Annotated in this window: 9 protein-coding genes; 7 read left to right on the top strand and 2 right to left on the bottom strand. The window is 71.2% G+C overall.

Annotated features, from left to right (window positions below):
- Positions 1 to 41: 41 nt before the first annotated feature.
- Positions 42 to 854 (top strand): alpha/beta fold hydrolase, encoded by an 813-nt coding sequence (locus ACIO9J_RS39730; RefSeq protein WP_402010128.1) that lies wholly within the window; start codon positions 42 to 44, stop codon positions 852 to 854.
- A 2-nt stretch (positions 855 to 856) separates the two neighbouring features.
- Positions 857 to 1,879, top strand: a complete 1,023-nt coding sequence (locus ACIO9J_RS39725) for a MupA/Atu3671 family FMN-dependent luciferase-like monooxygenase (protein WP_402010126.1) — start codon at positions 857 to 859, stop codon at positions 1,877 to 1,879.
- Positions 1,880 to 1,994: 115 nt separating this feature from the next.
- Here ACIO9J_RS39725 and ACIO9J_RS39720 read toward each other — a convergent pair whose 3' ends face one another.
- A complete protein-coding gene (locus ACIO9J_RS39720; RefSeq protein ID WP_402010124.1) occupies positions 1,995 to 4,430 on the bottom strand; it encodes a cation-translocating P-type ATPase in 2,436 nt (811 codons plus the stop codon).
- A gap of 166 nt (positions 4,431 to 4,596) precedes the next feature.
- Positions 4,597 to 6,489: an ABC transporter ATP-binding protein gene (locus tag ACIO9J_RS39715; protein ID WP_402010123.1), complete on the bottom strand. Its 1,893-nt coding sequence runs from the start codon at positions 6,487 to 6,489 to the stop codon at positions 4,597 to 4,599.
- 146 nt (positions 6,490 to 6,635) lie between these two features.
- On the opposite strand from ACIO9J_RS39715, the gene ACIO9J_RS39710 reads away from it, so the two are divergent.
- From ACIO9J_RS39710 to ACIO9J_RS39690, 5 genes are all read left to right on the top strand, one after another.
- Positions 6,636 to 7,658, top strand: coding sequence for a class I SAM-dependent methyltransferase (locus ACIO9J_RS39710; protein WP_402010121.1), 1,023 nt, complete (start codon positions 6,636 to 6,638; stop codon positions 7,656 to 7,658).
- Between the two features lie 46 nt (positions 7,659 to 7,704).
- Complete coding sequence (locus ACIO9J_RS39705; protein ID WP_402010119.1) at positions 7,705 to 7,920, top strand: MbtH family protein; 216 nt, start codon at positions 7,705 to 7,707, stop codon at positions 7,918 to 7,920.
- On the top strand, positions 7,917 to 9,152 hold the full coding sequence (locus tag ACIO9J_RS39700; RefSeq protein ID WP_402010117.1) for a cytochrome P450: 1,236 nt from the start codon (positions 7,917 to 7,919) through the stop codon (positions 9,150 to 9,152). The genes ACIO9J_RS39705 and ACIO9J_RS39700 overlap by 4 nt, the downstream gene beginning before the upstream one ends.
- A gap of 189 nt (positions 9,153 to 9,341) precedes the next feature.
- The gene (locus ACIO9J_RS39695) at positions 9,342 to 10,280 is read left to right on the top strand and encodes an ABC transporter ATP-binding protein (protein WP_402010115.1); all 939 of its coding nucleotides are present in this window, start codon (positions 9,342 to 9,344) and stop codon (positions 10,278 to 10,280) included.
- Positions 10,281 to 10,293: 13 nt separating this feature from the next.
- Entirely contained in the window at positions 10,294 to 11,112 is an 819-nt protein-coding gene (locus ACIO9J_RS39690; RefSeq protein ID WP_402010113.1) for an ABC transporter, read from the top strand.
- Positions 11,113 to 11,221: the final 109 nt, after the last annotated feature.

Below are 11,221 nucleotides of genomic sequence, written 5' to 3'. Positions count from 1 at the left end.
ACCTCCCGCCCCGCACCAGCCCGCACCAGAAGGACGACGTCATGCCTCTCATCAAGGTGAACGGCATCAATCTCAACTACGAGGAGTCGGGACCGAGTTCGGGCCCGCCCGTGCTGCTCGTCATGGGCAGCGGCTCCGGCGGCAGGGCCTGGCACCTGCACCAGGTGCCCGCCCTGACCGCCGCCGGATACCGAGTCATCACCTTCGACAACCGCGGCATCCCGCCGACCGACGAGTGCGGCGACGGTTTCACCATCGACGACCTCGTCGGCGACACCGCCGGGCTCATCGAGGCGCTCGGCATCGGCCCCTGCAAGCTGGTCGGCACCTCGCTCGGCGCCCGCGTCGCGCAGGAGCTGATGCTCGCCCGCCCCGGCCTCGTCGAACGCGCCGTGCTGCTCGCCACGCGCGGCCGCGCCGACGCGCTGCGCGCCGCCCTCGGCCGCGCCGAGGTCGAACTGTACGACTCGGGCGCCGAGTTGCCGCCCGCGTACGAAGCGGCCGTGCAGGCCATGCAGAACCTCTCGCCGCGCACCCTGAACGACCCCGAGCAGGTCCGCGACTGGCTGGACGTCTTCGAGCTGACCCGCCGCTCGGGCCCCGGACACCGGGCCCAGCTCGGCCTCAACTCCGAGCAGGACCGCCTCGCCGCCTACCGCGACATCGCGGTGCCCTGCCTCGTGGTGGCCTTCCAGGACGATCTGCTCACCCCGCCCTCGCTGTGCCGCGAGGTCGCGGAGGCGATCCCCGGCGCGGGCTTCGACGTGGTGCCCGACTGCGGCCACTACGGCTATCTGGAACGGCCCGAAGAGGTCAACAAGCGTGTCATCGAGTTCTTCGGGACGGTGGACTGACCATGGACTTCTCCCTGCTGTACTTCGCCAACCGCAAGGTCGACGACCCGCCCGCCGAGTACGACCTGCTCTTCGACGCGGCCCGGTTCGCCGACGAGCACGACTTCACCGCGGTCTGGCTGCCCGAGCGGCACTTCCACCCCTTCGGCGGCGCCTACCCCAACCCGGCGCTCGCCGCCGCCGCGCTCGCCACCCGCACCAGCAGGCTGCGGCTGCGCGCGGGCAGCGTGGTGCTCCCGCTGCACGACCCGCTGACCGTCGTCGAGGACTGGGCGTTCGTCGACAACCTCTCGCGCGGCCGCGTCGACCTGGCCCTGGCCACCGGCTGGAACGCCAACGACTTCACGCTGGTGCCCGAGCGGTACGCGGACCGCAGGGCGTACACGATGGACAACGTGCCGGTGCTGCGCGACCTGTGGGCGGGCAAGACCGTCACCCGGCGCAACGGCAAGGGCACCGACGTCGAGGTCGGCACCTACCCGCGCCCCGTACAGCCCGACCTGGACATGTGGCTCACCTGCGCGTCCAACCCGGCGGGCTTCGCCGAGGCGGGCGCGCTCGGCCTCAACGTACTGACCGCGCTGCTCTTCCAGCGCGTGGAGGACCTGGAGCCGCGCATCACGACGTACCGCGAGGCGCGTGAGAAGGCGGGCCTCGACCCCGACACCGGCAAGGTCACCGTCATGGTGCACACCTTCGTGGGGGAGAGCGACGAGGCCGTACGCGCGGTGGTCCGCGAGCCGTTCCTGGAGTACCTGGAGTCCTCCGTCGACCTGTGGAAGGACCACTGGCAGGACCTGAACCGCTTCTCCGGCGACAAGCTACTCAGCTACGCCTTCGAGCGCTACTTCCGTACGTCGGCGCTGCTCGGCTCGGTCGAGAAGTGCACCGAATTCGTACGCGGCCTGCGCGAGGCGGGCGTCACCGAGGTCGCCTCGCTGATCGACTTCGGCGCGCCGGGACCCGTGACCCTCGACGCGCTGCCCTACCTCGACCAGGTGCGGCGCGCCGTCCAGGAGGGCTGACGGGCCGCCCGCGCCGGGGGTGGGCGGGCGAACGGAGAAGGGCCGTCCGGCTGGTGCCGGACGGCCCTTCCCCTTCTTCGGAGCGGCACGGGGGGACCGCTCCTCCAGGGGTGGTTCAGTCGGCGGCGCGGCCGCGCCTGCCGTAGGCCCACACGAGTTCGAGCGCCAGGCCCGCGACCACGGCGCAGCCCACCGACGCCCAGGGCGCGGTGACGCCGACCAGGCGCAGCTGGAAGAACTCCTGCAAGGCGGGGACGAGAAGGACGAGGCAGAAGCCGGCCGCCATGGTGAGGACCAGCAGGACCCGCCACCACGTGTAGGGGCGGGCGATGATGGCGAGCGCCCAGAGCGCGACCAGGAACAGCGCGAGCGTCGCCGCCGAGGTCTCCGCGTCCAGGTCGTCGGCGTACACCTGCCGGGCCACCAGGTAGGCCACCGACGTGGCGAGCGCGGCGAGCGCGCCCGCGGGGATCGCGAAGCGCAGCACCCGGCCCACGAAGTCCGGCCGCGCGCGCTCCTTGTTGGGGGTGAGCGCCAGGAAGAACGCGGGCACCCCGATGGTCAGCGTGCCGATCAGCGTGATGTGCCGAGGCAGGAACGGATAGGGCACGCGCGCGCAGACCACCACGATGGCCAGCAGGACCGAGTAGACGGTCTTGGTGAGGAAGAGGTTGGCGACGCGCTCGATGTTGCCGATGACGCGGCGGCCCTCGTCGACCACGTGCGGCAGCGCGGCGAAGCTGTTGTCGAGCAGCACGATCTGGGCGACCGCGCGGGTGGCGGAGGACCCCGAGCCCATCGCCACACCGATGTCGGCGTCCTTGAGGGCGAGCACGTCGTTGACGCCGTCGCCGGTCATCGCCACCGTGTGCCCCTTGGCCTGGAGGGCCTTGACCATGTCCCGCTTCTGCTGCGGGCCCACCCGCCCGAAGACGGTGCCCCGGCCGACCGCCTCGGCCAGCTCGTCGGGGGTCTCGGGCAGATAGCGGGCGTCGACGGGGCGGTGCGCGCCCGGCAGGTCGAGGCCGGCGGCGACCGCGCCGACGGAGACCGCGTTGTCGCCGGATATCACCTTCGTGGTGACGCCCTGCTCGGCGAAGTACCGCAGGGTGTCAGGGGCTTCCCGCCGGATCCGCTGCTTGATGTTGACCAGCGCGCACGGCACCGCCGCGTCCGGCACCGCGGCGGGGTCCCTCAGGAGCTCGTCGAGCGGCCGCGAGGAGCGGGCGAGCAGCAGCACGCGCAGGCCGCGCGCGCCGTAGGTGTCGGCGGCGGCGAGCACGGTGTGCCCGGGGCGCAGCAGTACGTCGGGCGCGCCGATCAGCCACGTCGACTCGACGCCGCACGACTCGACGAAGGCGGCGCCGCTCCAGCGGCGGGCCGAGGAGAACGGCGCCTCGGCCGCGCGGATCCACCCGTCGGGCGCCGGATGCGACTCGGCGATCGCCCGCATGCTCGCGTTGGGCCGCGGGTCGGCGGCGCCGAGCGCGCCGAGCGCCGCCGTCACGGGGACGGCCGGATCCAGCGAGTGCACCTCGTCGACGTCCATGGCCGGTTCGGTGAGCGTGCCCGTCTTGTCCAGGCAGACGGTGTCGACGCGGGCCAGGCCCTCGATCGCGGGCAGCTCCTGGACCAGGCACTGCTTCCTGCCGAGCCGGACCACGCCGACCGCGAAGGCCAGCGAGGTGAGCAGCACGAGGCCCTCGGGCACCATCGGGACGAGACCGCCCACCATGCGGCGTACGGCCTCGGGCAGATCGTCGTCGTTGACCATCAGCTGGGTGATGATCAGCGCGATGCCCGCGGGCACGATGGCGAGCGTGACGAACCGCAGGATCCGGTCGATGCCGTTGCGCAGCTCGGAGTTGACCAGGGTGAACCTGCGGGCCTCCTCGGCGAGCTGCGCCGCGTACGCCTCGCGGCCCACCCGGGTCGCGGTGAACGTGCCGGCGCCCGCCACCACGAAGCTGCCGGACAGCACGGCGTCGCCGGGACGCTTGACGATCGGGTCGGCCTCGCCGGTCAGCAGCGACTCGTCGACCTCAAGCCCCTGGGCGACGCGGACCAGGCCGTCCACCACGATCCGGTCGCCCTGTCCCAGGTCGACGGTGTCGTCGATGACGATCTCGGTGGCGCCGAGCGTCACGGGGGCGCCGTCGCGCCACACCCGGGGCCGGGTCTCGCCGACGATGGCGAGCCGGTCCAGGGTCCGCTTGGCGCGGAGCTCCTGGACGATGCCGATCAGGGTGTTGGCGAGGATCACGCCGCCGAACAGGGCGTCCTGGACGGGCCCCACGATCATGATGATCACGAAGAGGACGCCGATGATGGCGTTGATTCGTGTCAACAGATTGGCGCGGACGATCTCCCCCACGCCACGGCTCGACCGGGCGGGGACGTCGTTGACCCGGCCCCGTGCGACCCGCTCGGCCACCTGGGCGGCGGTGAGTCCGAGCGCCGCGTCGACGGGCCCCGTGGGCACCGGCCCGGCAGGGGCCCCAGGGCCGGCGCCACGGCCGGTCCCGCCGTGCGCCTCTACCCGCTTCTCCATGCTTCCGGTGCCCCTCCGCACTCGTGGTACCGGGCCGTTCCCTCCGCGAGGAACGGCCCGGCGATGTGCCCCGGAGCGACGTTAGGAGCAGTCGAGCGGCCGCCACCAGGCACGAACGGTATGACTTGGCCCGTACTTTCGATGGGGTGACGTCCGCCGGACGGACTCAGTTCACCAGCAGTTGGTGACTGGCGAGCTCGCGGTAGAGCGGGCTCGAACCGGTCAGTTCGCCGTGCCGGCCCACGGCCGCGACCCGGCCCCGCTCGACCACCACGATCTGGTCGCTGTCGACCACCGTCGAGAGCCGGTGGGCCACGACGATCAGCGTGCGGTCCGCGGAGGCGAAGCTGATCGCGTCCCGCATCGCCGCCTCGTTGCGGGCGTCCAGATTGCTGGTCGCCTCGTCGAGCAGCATGATCGGCGGCCGCGCGAGGAACGTCCTGGCGAGCGCGAGGCGCTGGCGCTCGCCGCCGGACAGCAGCACGCCGCCCTCGCCGACCTGGGCGTCGAGGCCGTCGTCGGTGCGGGCCACGATGTCCTGGAGGTTGACCGAGCCGAGGGCCTCCATCATGTCGTCCTCGGTGGCCCTGGGGGCGGTGAGGGCGAGGTTGTTGCGCAGGGTGCCCGCGAGGACCGGGGCCTCCTGTTCCACATAGCCGAGCTTGGCGCGCAGTTCGGCGCGCGGGAGCTCCCGGACGTCCTGGCCGTGCACGCGGATCGCGCCGCCCGACACGTCGTAGAACCGCTCGATCAGCGACAGGAGCGTCGACTTGCCCGCACCGGAGGGGCCCACCAGGGCGGTCCGGGTGCCGCGCGGCACGCTGAAGCTCACGTCGTGCAGGACCTGCTCGCCCGTCGCGTACGAGAAGGCGACCCGGTCGAACTCGACGGCGGGCGCGGGCGCGGGAACCGGACCCTCGGCGCCCGAACCGCCGGGAGCGGCGCGCTCCTTGACGGAGAGGACGGCGCGCAGGGGCTTGTCCTGGGAGCCGGAGCCGGAGCCGGAGCCGGAGCCGGAGCCGGAGCCGGAGCCGGAGCGGGACCCGGACCCGTGGCCGGGGGTGTTCCGCTCCTCGTCGCCGGTCTCCTGCGGCAGGTCGAAGACCTCCTCGATGCGGTGCAGCGCGCCGAGCCCGCTCTGGAGCCGGGTGTAGGCGTTCAGGGCCCGGCCCAGCGGGAACCACAGCATGAAGAGGAGCAGCACGAAGGCGACCAGGTCGCCCACGCTCATCGCGCCGTCCGCGACCCGCGCGCCGCCCACGCCAAGGACCACCAGGAAGGCGACCTGCATGGTCGTCGTGGTGATCGGGGTGATCAGCGCCTGGAGCCTGCCGACGTCCAGGCCCGCGTCGTGGGCCGCCTGCGCGTCCTTGTCGATGACGGCGCTCTCGCGCTCCTCGGCGCCGCTGGCCCGGATGGTGCGCACCGCGGACAGGGCGCGGTCCACGGACGCCGTCATGTCGCCCATGCGCATCTGCGCCCGGTGCGAGGCCGACCGCATGCGCCGCGCGAGCGCGAGGACGGCGAGCAGCCCGACGAGGATGCCGCCGGCCGCCGCGGCGAACAGCGGCAGGTCCAGGACGGCCATCGCGATCGCCGAGCCGACGACCATGACGATGCTGGTGACGGACTCCAGGAGCCCTGAGGTGACCACCGCGCGCAGCAGCGTGGTGTCCGCGCCCACCCGCGAGAGCAGATCGCCGGTGCGGCGCAGGTCGTACTCCGCGATCGGCAGCCGCAGCAGATGGGCCACCAGCCAGCGCCTGGTGGTGAGCACCAGGCCCTCCGCGGTGCGCTGGAGCATGAAGTCCCGTACGCCGCTGATCACGGCGACGGCCGTGAGGACGCCGATGAGCAGGACCACCTCGGTGGCCACGGACTCCTCCGCCTGGATGTGGTCGAGGACCGACCTGGTCAGCAGCGGCTGGGCCAGCGTGCCGCCGGTCTCCAGGAGGGAGAGCACGGCCACCACGACCAGTGCCGCCCGATGGACCCGCAGATAGGGCAGGAGCGAGCGCAGCCCGGCGCGACGACGCCCAGGACGCGGAGAAGTCTTCATGGGACGGGGAGGCTAGGGGCCCGCGTTATGGCCCTCTTATCAATCCCGCGGAGCGCTCGGAAAACGGATCAATAACAGAAGAAAAGAGACGCTTTCTATTGTACGGCCTACAGTCCTCTTCCCCGCGGCCATAGGAGAGTTCGTCAGTGCATGCATCAACGCGCGGGTATGCCCCCACAGGAGAGAACCTCCTCGGTCAACTGGAGGAGCTCAACCGGCAATTCCCGGAGTGGCACGAGCTCGTCGACCGCGAGCGCCTGGAGTCCTTCTCCGCCGAGACGCAGGAACGGCCGGTCAAGCACGACGACTTCGGCAGCGACGAGGCCGGCGGCCGCGGCATCGAGTACCTCCACGCCCAGGCCATCAACACCCAGGCACGCGCCACCGGCATCAAGAAGCTCCTGGGGTTCGCCGGCGGATCCGCCGAGCGCTCCGGAGAGCGGTACCTCGTCGACCTGCTCGGCGGTGACGGCCTCATCCGCACCGTGTGCGAAGAGCTGGGCATCACCGACTTCAACATTCTGACCTGCGACGCCTCGCCCCACATGATCTCGGCGGCGTGGGCGGCCCGCAAGCCCGCGCTGCTCCAGCGCGCGGAGCGCCCGCTGCTCAAGGACAGCTCGGTGGACGCCGTGCTGCTCGCCTACGGCTCGCACCACGTGCCGCCGTCCGACCGGCAGGCCGTCGCCACCGAGGCGGCCCGCATGCTGCGGCCCGGCGGCACCTTCGTGCTGCACGACTTCCTCGTCGGCTCGCCCGTCGACGTCTGGTTCGAGCAGGTCACCGACGCGTACTCGGAGACCGGTCACAAATTCCTGCATTTCACGTGGGACGAGATCACCGGTTATCTGGAGAAGGCCGGATTCGACTCGTGCGACGTTCTCGAGATCGACGACCCCTACACGGCGACGGGGCCCACCCCGGAAGCCGCGGAGCTGGAAATCGGCAAGTACCTGCTCAACATGTACGGCCTGACCAAGCTCCTCAAGGACCGCGACGAGGCGGACGCCTACCGGTGGACGGCGAAGACGGCCCAGTCCATCTTCCGTTACGAGGACGCCAAGGGCGGCCTCCTGGAGGCCGAACTAGGCTTCGACGAGGAGAGCGACGCGTGGCGGATCACGATCCCGCGCCGTGCCGTCGTCGGCATCGGCCGCAAGAACCCGTGACCCCCACAAGCTCCGCAACCGACCGCCCCGGAAAGGACCACGCGCCATGACCAACCCCTTCGAGAACGACGACGCCCAGTACCTGGTCCTCGTGAACGACGAGAACCAGCACTCCCTGTGGCCCGTGTTCGTCGACGTGCCCGAGGGCTGGAGGTCCGTCTTCGGCGAGGCCGCCCGCAAGGACTGCCTCGAGTACATCGAGCAGAACTGGACCGACATGCGGCCCAAGAGCCTCGTCGACGCCATGGACGGGAGCAAGTGACCCAGGCCGCGCCGGCCGTCCCCGATCTGGTCGACCCCGCCAGCCACCTCGATCCCGGCATGGACGAGGTCTGGGCGGGGCTGCGCAGGGACGACCCGGTCCACTGGCATCCGGGCACGGCGGACACCCCGGGGTTCTGGGTCGTGACCCGGCACGCCGACGTGTCCGCCATCCTGCGCGACCCCGCCCGCTTCACCTCCGAGAAGGGCAACGTGCTCGCCACGATGCTGCACGGCGGTGACTCGGGCGCGGGCCGGATGCTGGCGGTCACCGACGGGCCCCGGCACAAGGAGCTGCGCACGGTCCTGATGTCGGCGTTCTCGCCGCGTGCCCTGGCGGGCGTGGCCCAGCGGGTGCGCGCCACCACCCGGCGCCTCCTGGAGGAGGCGCTGGAGCGCGGCAAGGTCGACTTCGCCCAGGACATCGCCTCGCACATCCCGCTGGCCACCATCTGTGACCTGCTCGACGTGCCCGAGGCGGACCGGGACTACATCCTCACCCTGACCAAGTCGGCGCTCGCCTCCGACTACGCGAACCAGGACAGCGGTGAGGACCGGCTCGCCCGCGGCGAACTGCTCCTGTACTTCCACGACTTGACGCGGCAGCGCAGGGCGAACCCGGGCGACGACGTGATCAGCCTGCTCGCCACCCGCCCGGTGGGCGGGGAGCTGCTGCACGAGGACGACATCGTCCTGAACTGCTACAGCCTGATCATGGGCGGCGACGAGACCAGCAGGCTCTCGATGATCGGCGCCGTGCACGCCATGATCCGGCGGCCCGACCAGTGGCAGGCGCTCAGGAGCGGCGACGTCACGATGGCGAGCGCGGGCGAGGAGGTGCTGCGCTGGACGACACCCACCATGCACTTCGGGCGGGTGGCCACCGAGGACGTCGAACTGCACGGGCGGACCATCGCCGACGGCGACCTGGTGACGCTCTGGTTCAACGCGGCCAACAGGGACGAGGACGTCTTCGACGACCCGTACCGCTTCGACCTCGGGCGCAGCCCGAACAAGCACCTCACCCTCGGGTACGGCCCGCACTTCTGTCTGGGGGCCCATCTCGGCCGGGTGGAGATCACCGCGATGCTCGACGGTCTGCGCACGTTCGTCGCGGAGGTCGAGCAGACCGGGGACGAGCGGCACATCTACTCGAACTTCCTGTCCGGCATGAGCAGTCTGCCGGTCGCCCTCACCCCGAACCGAGGGCCCGCGCCCGACTGGGCGGAATGAGCGGCCGCGAAGGGCGGGGAGGCACAGCGCCTCCTCGCCCTTCGTCGTTTTCCGGCCACCCCGGAGGTACCCCACTCGTATGACCGGAGCACTGCCGAAGGTCAATTCCATCGGTGCCGAACGCCAGATGTGGCGGGCCCGGCCCGCGTCCTACGGTCGTGGTGCAGCAAGGGAAGGAGCACAACCACCATGATCACGTTGAACGGCGTGACCAAGCGGTACGGCGACAAGGCCGCTGTCAACGACCTGTCCCTGGAGATCAAGCCCGGCAAGGTCACCGGCTTCCTCGGCCCCAACGGCGCCGGCAAGTCGACGACCATGCGCATGATCCTGGGCCTCGACGAACCCACGTCGGGACAGGCGCTCATCAACGGCAAGCCGTACAGCGCGTTGCGACACCCGCTCAGCGAGGTCGGAGCGCTCCTGGACGCGAAGGCGGGCCACCCCGGCAGGACCGCGTACCACCACCTCCTGGGCCTGGCCCGGAGCAACGGCATCTCCGCCAAGCGGGTCGCCGAGGTCCTCGACGTCGTCGGCCTGGGCGAGGTGAAGAACAAGCGCATCGGCTCGTTCTCGCTCGGCATGGGCCAGCGCCTGGGCATCGCGGTCGCGCTCATCGGGGACCCGAAGGTGCTGCTCTTCGACGAGCCCGTCAACGGCCTGGACCCCGACGGGGTGCGCTGGGTCCGCGAGTTCATCCGCTCGCTCGCCGCCGAGGGCCGCACGGTCTTCGTGTCGAGCCACCTGATGAGCGAGATGCAGGACACCGCGGACCACCTCGTGGTCATCGGCCGCGGCAGGCTCATCGCCGACGCGCCCATCGACGAGGTCATCTCGGGATCCTCGATGAACTCGATGAAGGTCGTCACCACCCATCCGGACGTGCTCCAGAAGGAGTTGGTGCGCGCCGGTCTGGACGCCAAGGAGCACCCCGAGGGCAACGCCCTCCTGGTGACCGGCGGTTCGCTGGAGGACATCGGCTCCGCCGCGCACCGCCTGGGCCTGCCGATCTTCGAACTCAGCCAGCGCAACGCGTCGTTGGAGCAGGCCTACATGGAGCTCACGGCGGCCAGCGTCGAGTACGAGGCGGCCGGCATCACCCAGGAACCGTCGGACGCGAAGCGATAGGAAGCCCCAAGCCATGACTGCGACAGCCATTCCCAGCGGCCGGACCGAGGGCCAGACCCAGGGTCAGGCCAAGCTCAAGGGCGGCGGACTGCGCGGTGCACTCGCGTTCGAGTGGACCAAGCTGTGGACGGTCCGCTCCACCTGGTGGAACCTCCTCGCCGCCGTCGTCCTGATGACGGGCTTCTCCGCGATCGTCGGCATGTCCGCCGAGGCGAGCGCGAAGAACGGCGTCAGCGTCGCCGAACCCGCGCCGCACGCGGCCACCGACGCCGTGCTGCTCGTGCAGCTGACCACCGTCATGCTCGCCACCCTCGCCATCACCAGCGAGTACGCGAGCCGCTCCATCCTCACCACCTTGCAGAGCGTGCCGGTCCGCAAGCGGATGTTCCTCGCCAAGTCGGTCGTGGTGACCGGCGTCGCCCTGGTCTCCGGCATGGTGTTCAGCGCGCTCGGCACCCTCGTCGCCGCCCCGCTGATGGGCGACTACGGCGAGTTCACCGGCGGCGACCTCGCCAAGACGGCCCTCGGCACGGGCGCCTACCTCGCCCTGCTCGCCCTGTTCACCCTCGGCCTCGGCACGATGATGCGCAGCGCGGCGGGCACCATCACCACCGTGATCATGATGCTCCTCGCGGTGCCGCAGATCATGTCGGTGGTCGGCGTGGACTGGCTGAAGGACGCGGCCGACTACATGCCGGGCAACGCGGGCGTGGTCCTGATGACCCAGGAGACCGAGCCCTACGGTTCCGGCACCGCCCTGATCGTTCTCGTGGTGTGGACCCTGGTGACCTTCATCGGCGGTCGCACACTCCTCCGACGCCGGGACGCCTGAAAATCCCCCGCAGGCTCCCGGTCCGAGCGGCCCGGGGGCGGTGATGCCAACCCCCTTCGGCGTCACCGCTCCCGGGCCGCTCCGTATGCCGACATCACCCGTCATCCAC

Source organism: Streptomyces sp. NPDC087300 (assembly GCF_044744425.1).
In the GTDB taxonomy this organism is placed as follows: Bacteria; Actinomycetota; Actinomycetes; order Streptomycetales; family Streptomycetaceae; genus Streptomyces.
Note: the sequence above shows the minus strand (reverse complement) of the source record. Positions and strands in the feature narration are given on the sequence as shown.

Bases quoted from the DNA above. Each gene is read 5' to 3' on its own strand.
- ACIO9J_RS39730 (WP_402010128.1), top strand. From the start codon at position 42: ATGCCTCTCATCAAGGTGAACGGCATCAATCTCAACTACGAGGAGTCG.
- ACIO9J_RS39725 (WP_402010126.1), top strand. From the start codon at position 857: ATGGACTTCTCCCTGCTGTACTTCGCCAACCGCAAGGTCGACGACCCG.
- ACIO9J_RS39720 (WP_402010124.1), bottom strand. From the start codon at position 4,430: ATGGAGAAGCGGGTAGAGGCGCACGGCGGGACCGGCCGTGGCGCCGGC.
- ACIO9J_RS39715 (WP_402010123.1), bottom strand. From the start codon at position 6,489: ATGAAGACTTCTCCGCGTCCTGGGCGTCGTCGCGCCGGGCTGCGCTCG.
- ACIO9J_RS39705 (WP_402010119.1), top strand. From the start codon at position 7,705: ATGACCAACCCCTTCGAGAACGACGACGCCCAGTACCTGGTCCTCGTG.
- ACIO9J_RS39695 (WP_402010115.1), top strand. From the start codon at position 9,342: ATGATCACGTTGAACGGCGTGACCAAGCGGTACGGCGACAAGGCCGCT.
- ACIO9J_RS39690 (WP_402010113.1), top strand. From the start codon at position 10,294: ATGACTGCGACAGCCATTCCCAGCGGCCGGACCGAGGGCCAGACCCAG.